Source organism: Polaribacter sp. ALD11, from assembly GCF_002831685.1.
In the GTDB taxonomy this organism is placed as follows: Bacteria; Bacteroidota; Bacteroidia; order Flavobacteriales; family Flavobacteriaceae; genus Polaribacter.
Genome location: NZ_CP025119.1, coordinates 651,286 through 669,893, shown reverse-complemented (window position 1 = coordinate 669,893; position 18,608 = coordinate 651,286). Strand labels below are relative to the sequence as shown.

The window sequence follows — 18,608 nt, the reverse complement described above, 5'->3', positions numbered from 1 at the left end:
GAAATTTTATAGCTTGTTGCTAACGGTTAGTATAAGATTAGTTGCGTATTTTAAACACTAAAGTAATCAAATAAATTACAGATAGAAAGTCTGTGAGGACTTTTGTAAATAAGCTAAAAGCCATTATAGAGTGTTGGCAATAGTTTTTAGTAATTTCTTGAATATTCGTTCTTCTCTATTAAATATTCAGTCTTTTTTCCTTTTTCTGTTAGGAACTTTGTTTTTATAGTTTTTCTTTCATTTAATTTTTGGTTGAACACTACTAAATGTAAATGTGGACCAGTGCTCCATCCAACATTTCCGCTATAAGCAATTAATTGACCTTTAGAAATTTTGTCTCCAACTTTAACTTTTGACCCATTTTGTTTTATATGGGCATATTCTGCAAAAGTTCCATCTTTATGATAAATTATAATGAAATTATTATACTTTTGACATTCTTTTTTTCCACAGTTTTTATTATTCTTATCTGTAACCCTAATAACAATTCCTTCTCTAATTGCAGTTATTTCTGTACCAATAGGCATTGTGAAATCTAAAGCGTTTTGATTTTTATGAGAAAAAGTTCCATTGTAGCCTTGATAAAGTTTAAACTTACTTGATATTTTAAATGGTAGATTGTACTCATAATTTTCATCATATTCATTGTCATTATGATTGCCATAATTTGTCCAATATTTAAATGAAAACTTATAAGCTCTACCTTTTTTGGAAACTTTAAGCGAAGTAAGTAGCTGTTTTTTTTGTTGAGAATTAACTATGTAAATATTATTATTGCCTCCATTTATATTTAGGTTTGTAACTGAAAAACTAATTTTTATACTTGAAGGACAAAAATCGTTATTATCAGCGTAAATATTAAATCCATTATCTGTCTTTTCGTAGTAAATCTTTATATTATTTTCAGCCTTAACAATTGTAGTTATTAGGAAAAATGTTAATAGTAAATAGTTTTTCATTTATATTCAATTTTTAATTGCTAGCAACGTTTTATATAAGATTAGTTGCGTGTTTAGGCAACTAATTTAGCAAATAAAAACCGAATAGAAAATCTGAAAAGATTTTCGTAAGTAGGCGAGTACAAGCAATTAATTTTATACGGCTTAACTAACTCAGAAAACTGTATAAGTCTATAGACAAAGTATGTGATAACGCCATAAGTGTAAAGATTTTTTTGAGTTGAGCTTTTAGCTCAACTCAAAAAAATTAAAATAGACTGTTAGGCAATATTATAAAATAATTGAATGGGTAAATTACTCATTGTTTTTTATATTTTATAAGGTATTCGTGAATCGCTACGCTTATTTGTTAAAAAGCTCTGACGGCTCGCACACCATGCTTTTCAAACTTATCTTCGGATACACTACCGGCACGGAAATGGTACAACAAAGCCCAATAATTATAGTCCTCAGTAGAACTCCAATAGTAACTTCCGAGACTAGTACCTAAATTACTTATTGCTGTAGCATTAATAGCTGCTCTATTATCAAATATAGCTTGCAGTTCGTCTATACTAGGTAAAAACCAATCGTTATAACCATTTAATGTAAGGTTGGCACAAAGATCTGCCGCTGTTGCGTATCTAGTACAACCAGCTTCTATATCTGCTGTATTTTGTGCCCCTGTACCAATAGCTTTACCTTCTGCTCCAGCAAGGTGTGTTCCGTGACATCCCCATTGTGCACGTGTGCTCTGGTCTACAATAGATACTACTAGTCCCCCGCCATTACCGTCTAACCAAAAAATAACACCACCTGCATAAAATTCACCTATTTGTATTTGTGGTTGATAGTTAAATAAACTAATACCAGGAATTAATACAGAGTTTCCTCCGTTTATAGTTAATGTATCGCCTGTTTGTGATGCTTTGAGGGTTTGTGCATCGGTATTTACGGTATGTACTCCTGGAATATAACCTAAGTTGGCAATTCCTGTAGAATCAATATGGGTATCGGTATCGGTATCTGTAGTTTGGTTTACCCAAGCATAGTTGCCACTACCATCAGTTTTTAGTACTTGTCCGTTAGTACCGCCCGTTGGTAATTCTATTTCGTTGGTAACAGAACCATCAACTTCTGTGGTTAAATAACCATTGTTGGCTACAAAGGCATCTACTTGTGTTTCGTTTAGTTGTGTGTCGGTATCAGTATCTGTAGTTTGGTTTACCCAAGCATAGTTGCCACTACCATCAGTTTTTAGTACTTGTCCGTTAGTACCGCCCGTTGGTAATTCTATTTCGTTGGTAACAGAACCATCAACTTCTGTGGTTAAATAACCATTGTTGGCTACAAAGGCATCTACTTGTGTTTCGTTTAGCTGCGTGTTTGTATCAGTATCTGTAGTTTGGTTTACCCAAGCATAGTTGCCACCACCATCAGTTTTTAGTACTTGTCCGTTAGTACCACCTGTTGGTAATTCTATTTCGTTGGTAACAGAACCATCAACTTCTGTGGTTAAATAACCATTGTTGGCTACAAAGGCATCTACTTGTGTTTCGTTTAGCTGCGTGTTTGTATCAGTATCTGTAGTTTGGTTTACCCAAGCATAGTTGCCACCACCATCAGTTTTTAGTACTTGTCCGTTAGTACCACCTGTTGGTAATTCTATTTCGTTGGTAACAGAACCATCAACTTCTGTGGTTAAATAACCATTGTTGGCTACAAAGGCATCTACTTGTGTTTCGTTTAGTTGTGTATTATCATCACCATCAGCAATGTAAGCAGGTATGTTTGTTAAATCGGCATAATTACCACTAAAAACTACAGCAGCTGCAGGTAGTTTTACAAGCCCTCCTTTGCTTAAAAAAAGTGTATCGTTGCTAATGGTTAAAACTTGTATTTCGTTTGTAACAGAGCCATCTATTTCGGTAGATAGTTTGTTATTCCAATTTACGGTATCAATTGCAGTAATACCATTAGTAATAGATGCTCTAAAAACAGGGTCGGTTTCGGTAATTATTCCTCCTGCATTAAAACCTAAGTTTGCTACTCCTGTAGAGTCAATATGGGTATCGGTATCAACGGTATGGTTATTCCAATTAGCTGTATCAATTGCAGTAATACCATTGGCAATAGATGCTCTAAAAATAGGGTCGGTTTCGGTAATTATTGCTCCTGTATTAAAGCCTAAGTTGGCTACTCCTGTAGAGTCAATGTGTGTATCTGTATCAACGGTATGGTTATTCCAATTAGTTGTATCAATTGCAGTAATAGTATTAGCAATAGAAGCTCTAAAAACAGAGTCGGTTTCGGTGTAGTTTATTGTTCCTGTTATGCTTTCTGCTGTTTTAGCGTGCAAGGCATAAGGTACACTCATTAGTTGTGTTGTAACGGTAATGGTATAGTTTGTTCCGCCTGTAGGGTCGGTTTCGGTTTTAATAAAATAAGCGTCGTTTGCCCAGTTAATGGTGGTAAAATCGCCACTTAGTAAAGTTCCTGTTCCTATTTCTAAACTTACTAAACCGTTAGCGTTGGTTGTAGGTGTTTGTGCCTCTACATAAACAGGGGTACTGCCTTGTAAAATGCTAATTTGCATTCCTACGGCTTGTGTGCTTACTAAGGTATTACTTGCATCTCTTACTACGGCTTGGTAGCTCATTTTTTTGGGCACTTGTGCAAATATGCTTGCTGTAAGCATAATCCCTGCTATTAAAGTATATATTTTTTTCATTGCCTTAATTTTTAATTATTTTAAATGATTGAACCTGTTTTTTTTCTTGGTTTAGAACATTTATAAAGTAAGTTAAAGAAAACGAAGATGATGTGTTTATTTGCGTTTTCTTTGTGTTTACTTGTCCGTTGCTTAATAATTTACCTTGCATGTCAAAAAGCTGATACGATAAATTTTCGTTGTTGTACTCGCTTATTTGCAGGGTTAAATTATGGGCAGTTGGGTTAGGAAAAACCGAAAGCGTAACATTCAGATCGGTATCTTTAAATTCCTCCTGTAAAAATTTCGTAGGCTTGTAGCACACCTTGACTTACTGTGCCGTTTGTCCCTGTATTGGTAACGTAAACGACTTGTTAGTTAAAAAGCTCTGACGGCTCTCACTCTACAAGTATAGTTATCGGGCTTAAGGTAAATTTTTGAGACGCCGTTATTGAAACTATGGGTCCAAGCATTATTACTATTGAACTCCGTAGAACTCCAATATCTATCTAGTGATAAACTAGTCCCTGAATTATTTGCTGCTGTAGCATCAATCGTTACTCTATTATCATATATAATTTGCAGGGCATCTTTGCTCGGTAAAAACCAATCGTTATAACTATTTAATGTAAGGTTGGCACAAATATCTGCAGCTGTTCCGGCTGTAGCACAACTAGCTTCTATATCTACTGTGTTTTGTGCCCCCGTACCAATAGCTGTACTATCAGATCCAGTAATTATTCCGTTACATCCCCATGTAGCACTTGTGCTTTGGTCTGCAACAGATACTACTAAACCTCCGCCATTACCGTCTAACCAAAAAACAACTCCACCTGCATAAAAGTCACCTATTTGTATTACTTGAGCGTGAGGATGATTTAATAAACTAATACCAGGAACTAATACATAGTTTCCTCCACTTATTGTTAAGGTATCGCCTGTTTGTGATACGGTAAGGGTTTGAGCATCTGTATTTACAGTATGCATTCCTGCCATATAACCTAAGTTGGCAATTCCTGTAGAATCAATATGGGTATCAGTATCTGTAGTTTGGTTTACCCAAGCATAGTTGCCACTACCATCAGTTTTTAGTACTTGTTCGTTAGTACCGCCCGTTGGTAATTCTATTTCGTTGGTAACAGAACCATCAACTTCTGTGGTTAAATAACCATTGTTGGCTACAAAGGCATCTACTTGTGTTTCGTTTAGTTGTGTGTCGGTATCAGTATCTGTAGTTTGGTTTACCCAAGCATAGTTGCCACTACCATTAGTTTTTAGTACTTGTCCGTTAGTACCACCTGTTGGTAATTCTATTTCGTTGGTAACAGAACCATCAACTTCTGTGGTTAAATAACCATTGTTGGCTACAAAGGCATCTACTTGTGTTTCGTTTAGTTGTGTGTCGGTATCAGTATCTGTAGTTTGGTTTACCCAAGCATAGTTGCCACTACCATTAGTTTTTAGTACTTGTCCGTTAGTACCACCTGTTGGTAATTCTATTTCGTTGGTAACAGAACCATCAACTTCTGTGGTTAAATAACCATTGTTGGCTACAAAGGCATCTACTTGTGTTTCGTTTAGCTGCGTGTTTGTATCAGTATCTGTAGTTTGGTTTACCCAAGCATAGTTGCCACCACCATCAGTTTTTAGTACTTGTCCGTTAGTACCACCTGTTGGTAATTCTATTTCGTTGGTAACAGAACCATCAACTTCTGTGGTTAAATAACCATTGTTGGCTACAAAGGCATCTACTTGTGTTTCGTTTAGTTGTGTATTATCATCACCATCAGCAATGTAAGCAGGTATGTTTGTTAAATCGGCATAATTACCACTAAAAACTACAGCAGCTGCAGGTAGTTTTACAAGCCCTCCTTTGCTTAAAAAAAGTGTGTCGTTGCTAATGGTTAAAACTTGTATTTCGTTGGTAACAGAGCCATCTATTTCGGTAGATAGTTTGTTGTTCCAATTTACGGTATCAATTGCAGTAATACCATTAGCAATAGATGCTCTAAAAACAGGGTCGATTTCGGTAATTATTGCTCCTGCATTAAAACCTAAGTTGGCTACTCCTGTAGAGTCAATATGGGTATCGGTATCAACGGTATGGTTATTCCAATTAGCTGTATCAATTACAGTAATACCATTAGCAATAGATGCTCTAAAAACAGGGTCGGTTTCGGTAATTATTCCTCCTGCATTAAAACCTAAGTTGGCTACTCCTGTAGAGTCAATGTGTGTATCGGTATCAACGGTATGGTTTCTCCAGTTAGCTGTATCAATTGCAGTAATAGTATTAGCAATAGATGCTCTAAAAATAGGGTCGGTTTCGGTGTAGTTTATTGTTCCTGTTATACTTTCTGCTGTTTTAGCGTGCAAGGCATAAGGTACACTCATTAGTTGTGTTGTACCAGTAATGGTATAGTTTGTTCCGCCTGTAGGGTCGGTTTCGGTTTTAATAAAATAAGTGTCGTTTGCCCAGTTAATGGTGGTGAAATCGCCGCTTAGTAAAGTTCCTGTTCCTATTTCTAAACTTAATAAACCGTTAGAATTGGTTGTAGGTGTTTGTGTCTCTACATAAACTGGTGTTCCTGTAGCACCACCTTGTAAAATGCTAATTTGCATTCCTACGGCTTGTGTGGTTACTAAGGCATTGCTTGCATCTCTTACTACTCCTTGGTAGCTCATTTTTTCGGGTGCTTGTGCAAATATGCTTGCTGTAAGCATAATCCCTGCTATTAAAGTATATATTTTTTTCATTGCCTTAATTTTTAATTATTTTAAATGATTGAACCTGTTTTTTTTCTTGGTTTAGAACATTTATAAAGTAAGTTGCAGAAGACAAAGTTGATGTGTTTATTTGCGTTTTCTTTGTGTTTACTTGTCCGTTGCTTAATAATTTACCTTGTATGTCAAAAAGCTGATACGACAACTTTTCGTTGTTGTACTCGCTTATTTGCAGGGTTAAATTATGGGCAGTTGGGTTAGGAAAAACCGAAAGCGTAACATTCAGATCGGTATCTTTAATTCCTACTGTAAAAATTTCGTAGGCTTGTTGCACACCTTGACTTATTGTGCCGTTTGTCCCTGTATTGGTAGTGTAAACGACTTGTCCTACCGAGTAACTGGCTGTTCCGCCTGTTCCTGTTGCCTCACCACCTGCGGCAGTTGAGCTTTCTTGTGCGTGTAATCCTCCTAAGCTTAATAGGAGAAACACAATGCTTGTTATTGTTTTTTTAAGTTTCATAAGCTGTTAATTTTTTATTGTTGGTAGTGTAAATATATTGTTATTATTATTATTACTATTATTATGCAGTTTTTTATTGGTTTTGGAATTACTGGAAACGTTTTTGTATATGGTTTGTTGCTTGTTTTAAGTACTAAAGTTAGCAAATAAATCACAGATAGAAAGTCCGCAAGGACTTTCGTAAATTGGCTAAAACCAGCAATAAAATTTATACGTCTTAAGTTAGCATTTTATAATAAAACACTAAATTTAAGTATATAAATTAGAAAGAATAAAAGAGAGAATTAAGGTTCTAATATACGGTGAAGCTTTGACATCGACAACATTGATAATTGGCTTTCTTTTCTACTAAAAATCACGTTCAGTTCTGTGATACCTAGATCTCGTTTTCAAGTTGTTGTGAGTAAAAGTAGGTTATTCTTTCTTAAATCATTTCTTATGAATATATATATAGAAACTTTTGGAATTGACATTAGTAAAGATGTTTTTGATTGTTATGGCAGTCTGAAAGGTCATTTACAGTTTAAAAATACAGAAAAAGGATTCGTTAAGTTTCTAAAAATTTTAGAAAATAATACACTGGTTGTTATGGAGGCAGCAGGTTATTATCACTACAGATTAGCACAATTTCTGTACAAGAAAGATCAAGTAGTATCCATTGTAAATCCATAATCAGTAAAGCGTTTCATCCAGATGAAATTAGCCAAAGTAAAAACAGATAAAAGTGATGCTAAAGCAATATGTGGCTATGGAATTATTAATGAAGTTCCATTATACAGTGCTTCAACAGACGTTAAAAGTGAGTGTTTGCAGCTCTTTCGATAGTTGGATAGTTTAATAAAGAAACGTACTGCTACTAAGAAAAAATTCATGGAGAAGAAGTGCTAGGTATTCTATAAAAATTTGTTTATCGTTCTTTAATCAAAATAAAAAAAATTTTGAATAAAGAGATTTTAGAGATGGAACAAAAGTTACTTTCTTTAGTGAAAGAAGATTAGCAAGTGCAACTTACCTTATTGCAAATTATCCCAAGAATAGGTGTAAAGACAGCATTATTTTTAATTGTTGTAACAGATGGTTTTAAGAAGTTTGAAAATGCAAAACAATTGTGTAGTTATGTAGGAATTACGCCAACAATTAGAGAATCTGGAAGCAGTGTAAGGGGGAGAAGTAGAATAAGTAAATTGGGAAACAGAAAGTTACGGAATTTATTACTTCTATGTTCTTTTAGTGCATGCAAGCAAAATAAAGGTTGTAGAGAAATTTACGAACGAATCACAAACAAAGGAAAAAGTAAAAAGTTAGCGTTAATTGCAGTGTCTAATAAGTTACTTAAACAAGCTTTTGCAATTGCAAAATCGGGAAATCCTTATGGTGCAAGTTTTGTATCTGTATTAAAAACGAAATAGGAAAAATATTTCATAAAATGAATAAAAAAAAGCTAGAATAAGGTTTTCAAGCTAGAATATTAATGCGCAAAATTAATGAAGAAATTAGTTGCTTTTTAACTCAGTTCTTTGTTGTGCGCAGTTTTTATTCCTTTCCAATGATTTATTTTTCTTTTCTCTAATGAGATATACACTAATCAAAATTAATAATCCACCGATTGCATACCAAACTGTAAATTTCTCTTTGTCCAAAATTCCCCAAATTACCGCAACGACTGGTAATAAAAGTGAAATGGTACTTACAAAAACTGCAGATGTATCTTGAACAAGCTTGAAAAACAAAAACATTACCAAAGTAGTGCTAATAACGGTTAGAAAGACTAAATAACCTAGAGCCGTTAAAGTTTCATTCTGGCTGTAATCAATGTCTGTAAAAAAACCTGAAAAACTTAAAATTAAAAGAGATGGCACCATCCAAATAGTGTAAATACCTGTTGATATATCTGTCGATTTTATGTGATGTAATTTTTTTTCAATAATAAGTGCGGCAACGGCATAAAGTGCCGAACCTATAACCAATAAAACCGTATAATAAAGATGATTTTCGCCATTTCCTGAATTGGAAGAGTAAACTAAAATGATAGCACCTATAAGTCCAATTATTGCTCCAGTATATTGAATAACTTTATTTCTGATTCCAAACAGAATTGCTCCTAAAACGAGTGTAAATATTGGGTCTAATGCATTTATGATGCCTGCCAATGAGCTACTTACGCCTTGTTGTGCAATAGGGAAAATAAAGACCACTAAAAAGTTACCAAATAATCCTGATAGAGCAATCCAAAAAACGTCCTTTTTTGACATTCTTTTCAAAGCTGGGAATCCAATAAATGACAAAAGCAAGCCTGACAATCCTGCCCTAAAAGCTCCGATTTGATATGGGTCAAATACTGGTAGTATTTTTTTTATGAGTATAAAAGAAGAACCCCAGATTATAGCAATAAAGATGAGTAGAAAATATTTATTTTGAATGAATTGCCTCATAAAATGTCTATATTTTTTAATTCGACAAATTTAATCTTTTGATTTGTATATAATCATTCAATCAAGTATTTTTTATTGACTTTCATCGATTTTTTTAATTGCGCCCAACGTCTCGTGTATGAGCAGTGCGTGGTTCTTTAAGGACATTTGTAAACAGGTACTTGCCAGAGGAAAACAAGCAGGATTTTTCAAGTATGTGAGGACAAGCCATTATTTATACACGTCTTAAGTTTGTATTTCATTAAATTAGAAATTAGACAAATAAACAGAAAGCACAAAAGAGAGGAATAAGGTTATTATATACGTAGAGACTTTAGATCTCGTTAACATTGAAAATCCCCTCTTTTTTCTACACAGATTTCGTACAGTTCTATGAGGCTTTTAGACCTCGATTTTAAGTCGTTGAAACTCGCGTAGATTGTAATTATAGAAGTATTTTAGTGAAAAATTAATGAGTTTTTACCACAGTACTTTGTTAGCATCCGTTTTCTAATTCAATATTATTAAGATTTTTAAACATTTGAAATTGTTTTATCTTAAATAAATGTAACATTCTATAATTCTTTGTAGTAATATATTTATTGGTAAATTATTTCAATAATTAACTTTATTTGTGGGGTAAAATAACATCCGTAATATCAAAGACTATTTTTTTTGTTTCTGTTGGAGTTTCTGAAAAGGATTGTTCTAATCTGTGTGCTTTTATAATAACTTCTAATTTTTTATCTCCATCATATTCTATTTTTTTTAAAATAATTCTATCTCCTAAAAATTTAGAGTCACTATGGTTAATATTATGTGTTTTTAAGTTTAGCTCAAATAAGCTAAGGTATTTGAATTTACCCGTTCCTGAACCTGATACAGTAAGTGGAGCAAGAAAGCGAAAAATATTCTTGCTGTTATTATGATTTACTGGAACAATGTTGTTGTAATCAAGAATGATAGTTGTTTTTTCTCCAGTGTTGGTATTAGTTGTTGTTCCTTTGGCATAGTTGAATGAATCAATTTGTACAAATTCATCAATGATACATTGATCTTTAAGAGTCTCAGGAATATCAATAATAAATTGATTTGTTGTTTTTATGTTGAATAACTTCAACATCACTTCTGAATTCTTTTTTGTATCAGATTTTGGTTTATTGTTGCAACTTAAAATAGTTGCTGCAAATATGAAAAGTAAGACCGTTTTGTAGATTGCTTTTATTGGTTTCATAATCTGTTCTTTAAATTGGCGGTAATGTATTTGTGTCTCTTTAGTGGCGTGTTTATACACCTAATTTATTGAGTAATTACTGAATAGAAAGTCTGCGAAGATAACTAGCAATAAATTTTATACGGCTTAAGTTAGCATTTTAATAAAAAAACCAAGTTATAGATATAAATTAGAAAGAACAAAAAAAATTAGACCTATTTACTAAATAAAAACTCCACCAATTCTTTTTGTAAGTCGTTAGATTTGTTTCAGTAAATAACGATTAGGTTTGTCCATAAATAGGACAATTCTTTCAGAACTATATGTTTTTAATATTCATGTTGTTGCTTAATCAGTAGAATTTGATTATTCACAAGGAGGTTTTAGATTACAAGGATAATCTACAGATCTAGTTTGATCAACCACCTGTCCACCATTCCATCCTTGCGACTCATATGTGCAAGTACATATTCCTTCATCATCAGTACAGGATGAAATTAGCAATAAATTGAGAACAAAAAATAGGAAAAAATACTTTTTCATAAAATAAATACTTTAAAATTTAGGTTCAAAGATAAAATAATTTTAAAATAGTAACTTTTTAAAAAGCTGAAAATCTAAACAGGGAAACATAAACAAACAGTTTGCTTTCTAAAATTTGAGTACGCAATGTTTGCTAACGTGTTTGTACAAGATTAGTTGCGTGTTTTAAGCACTAAATTTAGTAAATAAAAACGGAATAGAAAATCCGCGAGGATTTTCGTAAGTAGGCTAAAACAAGCAATTAATTTTACAAGGTGTTGTAAGTAGTTTTTATTTTTCATATTTCAGAAGTAATTCGGTTAACTCCTTTTTTATAATTACTAAATAAAAATATTGCTGAAGCAAGAAACCAAATTCCAAACCAATAATAAGGTATTGCAGAAAAATATTGAATGTACATTCCAAGAATTGCAAATAAAACACCAATAATTCCAACTATTTTCAGAAATATAATGGCAATTCCTTTTTGTTTAGGTATTATCATAGTTAAGATAAAAGAAGCTATCATTGGAAACCAAAAACTCAGATCTCTTATAATTGAATGTATAAACAAAATATTTTCAGCGCTCTTATTGTTTCCAACAAGTAATCCAAAACTTATAGAGTTTTCTGTAATATCTAATAATGCTCCTAAAAGACTCAATCCAAAACAAATTCCAATTAGCTTAATATTTAAAGATTTAAAATGCAAAAACAATCCAATCCAAGAGCCAATCCAAGAAAAAATAAAGATTGTATCTAAAGCATAATTTATTCCTATTGATTTAATAAAATTTCCTTTGTCAATTTCTGATAGTTTTATATTCCCAAGTATTACATCATTCAAAGAATAATCAGTTTGAGGCCAAGAATAATTCATAATTATCAGTAAAATGAATGCTATTAATGAAGCTAATCCTGTGTTCAGGTATATGTTTTTTGTCATTAATTTCGTCATTTTTTTTTAATTACTTGTCTTGTCCTGAAATATGGCTACAGGTTAAAATTGAATTAAGCTGATAATTTATATACCATATTTGGTGTTTTATAATCTAAAGATAAGTGTAATCTTATTTCGTTGTATAAATTAATTGCATTTTTTGCGGCTCTCTTAGCGTGAGCCACGTTATCAAAGGTTTGGTCGAGATAAAATTCATCTTTTAAAATACCATTTACACGTTCAGCCATGGCGTTTTCGTAACAATGATTTTCTTCAGTCATACTGATATCTATTTTCTTTCTTTTTAATATTTGAGTGTATAGATTACTGCAATATTGTATTCCTCTGTCTGAATGATGAATAAGCCCATTAATACTTCGACTAGGCTCAGTACAAGTTTTTTTAGCTTTATAAATCGCCTTATTTAATGCTCTCACACATCCTTTTAATTCCAGGCTATCACTAAGGTCGTAACCAACAATTTTTCTAGAATACATATCAGTTATTAAAGCTAAGTAACAAAAGCCTTTAATTGTTCTGATGTAAGTTATATCACTTACCCAAACTTGATTAGGTTTTGTAATTTCTAAGTCTTTTATAATATTATTATATTTATAAAATCGATGATATGAGTTTGTTGTTCTGGCACTAGTTTTCCTTCTAAGTGTTAGCATTTGGTGTTTTCTAAGGACATTAAATAAAGTATCTCTACCAACTTTAATATTTACTTTATTAAAATCTATATCTAAAGATTTAGTAAGCTTACGCACCCCTTCTCTAGGAAGAGATTTGCGTCTTTTTCTAACAATATTTATAATCTGTTGTTCTAGTATTAAACGTTTATCAGCTCTAGATTTGTATTTATAATACGCATCACGTTTAAGTCCAAAACAATGGGTTATAGTCGTTAAAGACGCAAATCTCTTAGATTTCTCTTTAGCTTTTATTAAGGCTTTATACTTAACTTTTTTTTTAGTTCAGCAATAGATTTATAGCCGAGGTCTTCTGCAGCTACTTCTAAATAGGATTCTTCTACCATAGCATCGAGATCCTTTTTAAGTAGTAGTTTTTTAAGCTGTTCAATCTCTTTTTGAAGCGCTTTAATTCTAGATATTTCGTCTTTTGTTTCCACTTTTACTCTGGTGTTCATTAAGTCTTTACGATTGTACTTTTTAATCCACACATTTACTGTTGTAGGTGCAATTGAGTAGAGTTTACAAAGTTCGCTCTTTGTGTGTTTTCCGATTGTAAGTTCGGCTAAAATTTTTAATTTAAAAGGTTCTGAATACCGTCTAATTACTTTGTCATTTCTATACATAATGTTTAAAATTATGTAGCCTTATTTCAGGACGGGTCAACTTACAACACAACGTTGTTGTATATGGTTTGTTGCGGTGGTTTAGTAGTAAATTTAGTAAATTTAGTAAATAATTACGGACAAAGAAAGTCCGCGAGGACTTTCGCAAGTAAGCAAGAAGCCAGCAATAAATTATATACGGTGTTACCACATGTTATTTTTTTAATTTTTCCGATAATAATTCACTCAATTCTTTAGGTTTAATATTTATCTTAATAATTACTCCACTTGAGTCAAGTAAAATATTATAAGGAACTCCTTTAAGTAGAAATTTTTCAGCACTTGTATTGAGAGAATCAACTACTTGAATCCAATCTAAATCATCATCATTAATTGCTTTTTTCCATTTTTTAATATCTTTATCAATGGAAATTCCTAATATTTCAAATTTTTCATTTTTAAATTCATTGTAGACTTTTTTTAATTCAGGGTTAGTTTGTCTGCAAGGAACGCACCAAGAAGCCCAAAATTCAAATAAAATATATTTTGCTTTTATAGATCTGTTGTCAATTAATTTATTGTTTTGATTTGGAAGAATAACTGTAGGTGGAATTTTTCCTATGTCTAATAATTTTCTTCTTTTTATAATATATTTAATAGTGGTTAAATCTTTTTTGGATTGATAATTTGTATCAATTAATTTATATAAATTCTCCATTTGATTACTGTCTAAATATCCGTAAAAGCTATTTAAAGAAGCAAGATTTTTTCCACTTAATATTGATTTTGGATTAGTTCTAATAAACTCTAACAGATTGCTATAAAGATGTTTTTTTCTAATACTTTCTTCTTTTACATTATAAAAAGTATTTTTCATTTTTGAATTAAACGCTATACTTAATTCCTGACTTTTTGAACCTGAAATACTATCTAGTTTTAAAAAATCAGTTAATTCTCCTCTAAAATCAGATTGCTCATACTTTAATGAAATAAAAATTTTATTATTTTCTAGCATAAATGATGCTATTCCCATCATTTTTTTTGATTTAGGAGAGGAAGGGTAAAGTGTAGCTTCAATAGGATTTTCGGTTTCTCCTTTAAATGAGAATTCGCTGTTTTTGACCAGTGTACTATCAATTTTGTTATTGAATTTTAAATAGATATATTTTTTAAAATTACCATCAATTTTTCCTTGTATTATAAAAAAATCATTTTCATTTTTTTTACAATTCGTTAAAAGTGTTAAAATTACTAAAATTGCTGTAAAATATGAAATTTTCATAGGTCTTATGATTTTTGTTAGTAATATGTGGTAACAATTATTATACAATCAAATATATTGCATTTTGTTATTATTTTTCTATATAAGATAACTTTTTACAGTTATTTGTAAGTCTGCATAAATTATACTACAATGTGCTGCGTTATGTAACTTTTCTTTAGTGAAAAGCGAAAGTACTTTTAACGTTTCTTCTACAATGTTAATGGAATTTTTTTTGGCCCAAGCGACGATAGGAGAGTAGTGGAATATAATCACAACTTATTATTTTCTAAATAGGTTTTCAATGTACTTCTATAACTATTGCCTACAGGAACCTCATGTGTGTTTATTAAAACAGATTTTCCATTATATTGTGTTATTTTTTGCAATGGCACTATAAAAGATTTATGGATTCTAAGGAATTGTTTGCTTTCTAATAATTTTTCAATCGATTTTAAAGTTTTCAGCGCCATACAAAAATTGTTACCCGTTACAATTTTTGCGTAATCTTTCATGCCTTCAATATAATCGATATCAGCAATCTTTATTTTTATAAACTCATCTCCTTCTTTAATAAAAAAAGAGGATTTATTTATTGATGAAGGAGATGATTCCTTTTTTGTTACACGTTCCTCAAACCGTTCAATGGCTTTATTAAAACGACTTAACGAAATAGGTTTTAGTAAATAATCAACAACATCTAAATCAAAACTTTCTACAGCATACTCACTATACGACGTTGTAAGTATAAATTTTGATTCGTGTTTTTTACACATAGTAACTAATTCTATTCCAGATATTTGAGGCATTGCTATATCCGTAAAAACCAAATCTATAGAATTGGAGTTTAAATACTTAAAAGCCTCTGTAGGGTTGGTGAAAGTATGTGCAACTTTATAGTTATTAAAACGTTTTAAATAATGAGTTAGCACATCAATAGCCAAAGGTTCATCATCTATAATTATAACGGTATACATTAGGCTAATTCTATTTTTAAGTTAATTTGAAAATTGTTTTCAGCATTCATTATTTTTAAATCGTGCTTTTTAGGATAGGTAATTTTTAATCTTTCTTTTACATTTTCTAAACCTTTCCCTTTTCTAGTTTCTTCCTGAAAATGTTGTTTTTGTTGAATACTATTTTTAACCTCAAATTCTAAAATAGTATCTGAAATTCGCATTAAAATAGCAACAAAACTATTAGAGTTGTTGGTATAAAACCCATGTTTAAATGCATTCTCTACAAAAGTAACTAATAATAAAGGTGCTATATAGACATTATTAGAATTTCCTTCTATATTGAAATTTATGTTTGATCCCTCACCAAAACGTATTTTTTCAATGGCAATATATTGCTCTATAAATTCAATTTCTTTAGACAGTCTAACTTTATTTATTATAGTATCATCTGTTAAATAACGCATCATTCCAGATAATTTTAAAATAGTATCGGGTGTTTTTGAATGATTCTTTAAAGACATGCTATACAATGAATTGAATGCATTAAATAAAAAATGTGGATTGAATTGTTGTCGTAATAATTGTGATTTAGCTTGGTTTAATTCTTTTTCTAACTTTTTATAGCGATTTAAATATTCTAAGCGATTTACAAAATAGATACTTAAATAAAATAGAAGTGTTAACCCTAAAAAGCTTTTAAAATATTCAAAAGTTTGTTGAGCTGCAATACTATTATGTATTCTATACTCTTTAAGTACTGCTAATGCTATTAATATTATAATAAAGAGGATAACAAAACCTGTTTTTTTCCAAATACCGTTTAATTTTAATACGAAATAATAAAAGAGATAAGCAATTAATGTGAATACAAAATTTTCTACTGCGCCACTTGTCAAAAAGAAAAGCCAATCATTTGGTAATGAGAAAAAAGCTTTACTTAAAAGCTGAAAAGTTATAGCAGTAATTAAAATGATATGAAAAGCGGTTTTAATTGTTTGTATCGTTTTATGTGATAATTGCAGCATATTGTTTATTAAAAGATTTTGTGTAAATATATAAAAATACTGTTTTGTTAAGTCGAGTATAAACTAGACGTTATCTATTAAGAACTAGTGTTTGTCGATTTTATTTTTTTCAACTCTAGAGCTAAACTATGTTTGCCTTCAATTATTTTAAAATAAAATTTATATGAAACTACAAAATCTATTTTTTATCCTTTTTTTAGGAATATCTACAACAATTTTTGCTCAAAAAATAAACATAGAAAGAGCATCTCCTTTTACAGCTGTTAAATGGGAAGCTGAAGAACCTATCGTAAAATTTGAAGAAGAATGGTATCATTTTGAAAAATTAGACCATTTTACAAAAGACGTATTATTACGTTTTTGCAAAGAGAATTTTGGCAACAAATGGAAAAAACGTTTTTCTGAAGATTTGGGTAGCGTATTGCATTCTATGAAAGACTACCAAGTCACTGAGAAAGTTTCTTTACAATTGTCTAAAAATGGTGTTTCTAAGAAATATACAGGGACTTTTACAGCAGAGAATAGAAAAAAAGTATTATTATATAATAAGAAAAATAAGGTTAAAAAAAAGATAGTAAAACACATTAGCAAAGAAGAAGCTATAGCAGATATCGATGAGTTTAAACAAATTTTAGAAACAAAATCTTCGTATACAAAATTATCAAATTATAATTATGATGCATCTATTAATAATTTAAAACAGGCTATTAATACGAAAATAGATTCTGTTAATATTAATTATTTAACGAATGAATTAGGAAAAATAATGTCTGAAATAGGGGATAGACACTCTTCAATAAAAAATGAAAGTTTCAATAAAAAAGAGCATACTACCTATTTATTGCAATTGCCATTTGGCGTCGTTTCTGTAGGAGATCATATTATAGCATTAAACCAAGAAGGTAATTCATTTTACGATAAAGAACATCCATATTTAGTATCTATTAATGACATAACAGTTGAAGATTATATAAATAAATATAATTATCGAGATAAAAAAGCACCAAAAGCTGCAAAAATAACAAGAGGAGCAAAAAGTATACAGCGCTTAGGCTCATTATTTTTTAATTATAATCTTGATTCCCCTGAAAAGGTTACAGTTACCCTTAAAAATAAACAAAATAAAGTAAAAAAAACAACAGTTACTTTAACAAAAAACAACAAATTCAGAACCTTTATAGAGAATAAATCACAGGAAAATAGTATTCATTTATATAAGAAAAACTTTAAAGAGCTGGATAAAAAATTAGAAGGAAATATTGGATATATCAGTATCCCAATGATGAGTCATTACAGTGATATTGAGGGATTAGAAAGTTATATCCACAGTACTATTAATAAATATAAAGACGCAAAAGCACTTATTATAGATGTTAGAAACAATCCTGGAGGAGGAAGGGAAATTTTACAAACATTTTCTAATTATTTGGTACAACCAGAACAATCGCCTTGGGTAGCCAATGTGGCTTATTTACGTACAGATGAAACTAATAATAAAGACGAAAAATCAATGACTGGGCGTTATTTATACAGTTATAATTCAAAAAATTTCACAAATGCAGACAGAAAAGCAATTGCTGATTTTAATAAAACGTTTAAAACAAAAAAGACATTTGATAAATCGAAGTTTTCTGAGCCTTACTATATGGTGTTAAAAAACGGAAAAGAAAGCTATAATAAACCTGTTTACATTTTAGTAAACGAACGCAGTTTTAGTGCAGCTACTGTATTTACTTCTGTATTTAAAGGCTTACCTAATGTTAAAATTGTTGGAGTTACCACAGATGGCTCAAGTGGGAATTCTAAAAAAGTATATTTATCAAATTCAGGAATTAGAGTAAAAATATCAACGATGCTATCGTTTCAAAAAAATGGAAAAACATTAGATGGTAATGGCACTGAACCAGATATTTATATTCCAATAGAAGAATCACAAATAATAATTGGTAAGGATATTCAATTAGAAAAATTGATAACAATAATAAAAAACAATAAATAAGGCTATAAAATATTATAGCAAAACAAAAGTTCTCTGCATAAATGATATCTATAAATATGATTCTAAATAATTGATTGAAATTCTATTGA

At 30.8% G+C, this 18,608-nt stretch carries 14 protein-coding genes and 1 pseudogene; 2 read left to right on the top strand and 13 right to left on the bottom strand.

All coding sequences use genetic code 11. From position 1 onward, the window contains the following. Positions 1-146: 146 nt before the first annotated feature. The 5 genes from CW731_RS15865 to CW731_RS02795 all read right to left on the bottom strand — a co-directional run bounded on the left by CW731_RS15865 (position 147) and on the right by CW731_RS02795 (position 6,892). Entirely contained in the window at positions 147-959 is an 813-nt protein-coding gene (locus tag CW731_RS15865) for a M23 family metallopeptidase (protein ID WP_100945302.1), read from the bottom strand. Positions 960-1,308: 349 nt separating this feature from the next. Then, positions 1,309-3,669 carry a DUF1566 domain-containing protein gene (locus CW731_RS02810; protein ID WP_157812175.1) on the bottom strand — a complete coding sequence of 787 codons (2,361 nt, stop codon included), beginning with the start codon at positions 3,667-3,669 and terminating at the stop codon, positions 1,309-1,311. A 4-nt stretch (positions 3,670-3,673) separates the two neighbouring features. Next, a complete protein-coding gene (locus CW731_RS15940; RefSeq protein ID WP_100945300.1) occupies positions 3,674-3,973 on the bottom strand; it encodes a T9SS type A sorting domain-containing protein in 300 nt (99 codons plus the stop codon). Between the two features lie 53 nt (positions 3,974-4,026). Then, the gene (locus CW731_RS15540; RefSeq protein ID WP_157812174.1) at positions 4,027-6,405 is read right to left on the bottom strand and encodes a DUF1566 domain-containing protein; all 2,379 of its coding nucleotides are present in this window, start codon (positions 6,403-6,405) and stop codon (positions 4,027-4,029) included. A 4-nt stretch (positions 6,406-6,409) separates the two neighbouring features. Then, the gene (locus CW731_RS02795; RefSeq protein WP_100945299.1) at positions 6,410-6,892 is read right to left on the bottom strand and encodes a T9SS type A sorting domain-containing protein; all 483 of its coding nucleotides are present in this window, start codon (positions 6,890-6,892) and stop codon (positions 6,410-6,412) included. Positions 6,893-7,330: 438 nt separating this feature from the next. Between CW731_RS02795 and CW731_RS02790 the strand changes: the two are divergent. Further along, a pseudogene (locus CW731_RS02790) lies at positions 7,331-8,301 on the top strand (IS110 family transposase). Positions 8,302-8,385: 84 nt separating this feature from the next. Here the strand turns inward: CW731_RS02790 and CW731_RS02785 are convergent. From CW731_RS02785 to CW731_RS02750, 8 genes are all read right to left on the bottom strand, one after another. Beyond that, positions 8,386-9,324: a DMT family transporter gene (locus tag CW731_RS02785; protein WP_100945298.1), complete on the bottom strand. Its 939-nt coding sequence runs from the start codon at positions 9,322-9,324 to the stop codon at positions 8,386-8,388. 607 nt (positions 9,325-9,931) lie between these two features. Then, entirely contained in the window at positions 9,932-10,537 is a 606-nt protein-coding gene (locus CW731_RS02780; protein WP_100945297.1) for a hypothetical protein, read from the bottom strand. Between the two features lie 799 nt (positions 10,538-11,336). Further along, positions 11,337-11,984 (bottom strand): hypothetical protein, encoded by a 648-nt coding sequence (locus tag CW731_RS02775; RefSeq protein ID WP_157812173.1) that lies wholly within the window; start codon positions 11,982-11,984, stop codon positions 11,337-11,339. 65 nt (positions 11,985-12,049) lie between these two features. Further along, positions 12,050-12,925 (bottom strand): IS3 family transposase, encoded by an 876-nt coding sequence (locus tag CW731_RS02770; protein ID WP_157812244.1) that lies wholly within the window; start codon positions 12,923-12,925, stop codon positions 12,050-12,052. Further along, positions 12,925-13,296 carry a transposase gene (locus CW731_RS02765; protein WP_100945294.1) on the bottom strand — a complete coding sequence of 124 codons (372 nt, stop codon included), beginning with the start codon at positions 13,294-13,296 and terminating at the stop codon, positions 12,925-12,927. The genes CW731_RS02770 and CW731_RS02765 overlap by 1 nt, the downstream gene beginning before the upstream one ends. 193 nt (positions 13,297-13,489) lie before the next feature. Continuing rightward, the gene (locus CW731_RS02760; RefSeq protein ID WP_100945293.1) at positions 13,490-14,557 is read right to left on the bottom strand and encodes a TlpA disulfide reductase family protein; all 1,068 of its coding nucleotides are present in this window, start codon (positions 14,555-14,557) and stop codon (positions 13,490-13,492) included. A 251-nt stretch (positions 14,558-14,808) separates the two neighbouring features. Beyond that, positions 14,809-15,513 (bottom strand): LytTR family DNA-binding domain-containing protein, encoded by a 705-nt coding sequence (locus CW731_RS02755; RefSeq protein ID WP_100945292.1) that lies wholly within the window; start codon positions 15,511-15,513, stop codon positions 14,809-14,811. Beyond that, positions 15,513-16,520, bottom strand: a complete 1,008-nt coding sequence (locus tag CW731_RS02750; protein ID WP_100945291.1) for a sensor histidine kinase — start codon at positions 16,518-16,520, stop codon at positions 15,513-15,515. The genes CW731_RS02755 and CW731_RS02750 overlap by 1 nt, the downstream gene beginning before the upstream one ends. Before the next feature lie 163 nt (positions 16,521-16,683). Between CW731_RS02750 and CW731_RS02745 the strand changes: the two genes are divergently transcribed. Beyond that, on the top strand, positions 16,684-18,519 hold the full coding sequence (locus CW731_RS02745) for a S41 family peptidase (protein WP_100945290.1): 1,836 nt from the start codon (positions 16,684-16,686) through the stop codon (positions 18,517-18,519). Positions 18,520-18,608: the final 89 nt, after the last annotated feature.

Bases quoted from the DNA above. Each gene is read 5' to 3' on its own strand.
- CW731_RS15865 (WP_100945302.1), bottom strand. From the start codon at position 959: ATGAAAAACTATTTACTATTAACATTTTTCCTAATAACTACAATTGTT.
- CW731_RS02810 (WP_157812175.1), bottom strand. From the start codon at position 3,669: ATGAAAAAAATATATACTTTAATAGCAGGGATTATGCTTACAGCAAGC.
- CW731_RS15540 (WP_157812174.1), bottom strand. From the start codon at position 6,405: ATGAAAAAAATATATACTTTAATAGCAGGGATTATGCTTACAGCAAGC.
- CW731_RS02795 (WP_100945299.1), bottom strand. From the start codon at position 6,892: ATGAAACTTAAAAAAACAATAACAAGCATTGTGTTTCTCCTATTAAGC.
- CW731_RS02785 (WP_100945298.1), bottom strand. From the start codon at position 9,324: ATGAGGCAATTCATTCAAAATAAATATTTTCTACTCATCTTTATTGCT.
- CW731_RS02780 (WP_100945297.1), bottom strand. From the start codon at position 10,537: ATGAAACCAATAAAAGCAATCTACAAAACGGTCTTACTTTTCATATTT.
- CW731_RS02775 (WP_157812173.1), bottom strand. From the start codon at position 11,984: ATGACAAAAAACATATACCTGAACACAGGATTAGCTTCATTAATAGCA.
- CW731_RS02765 (WP_100945294.1), bottom strand. From the start codon at position 13,296: ATGTATAGAAATGACAAAGTAATTAGACGGTATTCAGAACCTTTTAAA.
- CW731_RS02760 (WP_100945293.1), bottom strand. From the start codon at position 14,557: ATGAAAATTTCATATTTTACAGCAATTTTAGTAATTTTAACACTTTTA.
- CW731_RS02755 (WP_100945292.1), bottom strand. From the start codon at position 15,513: ATGTATACCGTTATAATTATAGATGATGAACCTTTGGCTATTGATGTG.
- CW731_RS02750 (WP_100945291.1), bottom strand. From the start codon at position 16,520: ATGCTGCAATTATCACATAAAACGATACAAACAATTAAAACCGCTTTT.
- CW731_RS02745 (WP_100945290.1), top strand. From the start codon at position 16,684: ATGAAACTACAAAATCTATTTTTTATCCTTTTTTTAGGAATATCTACA.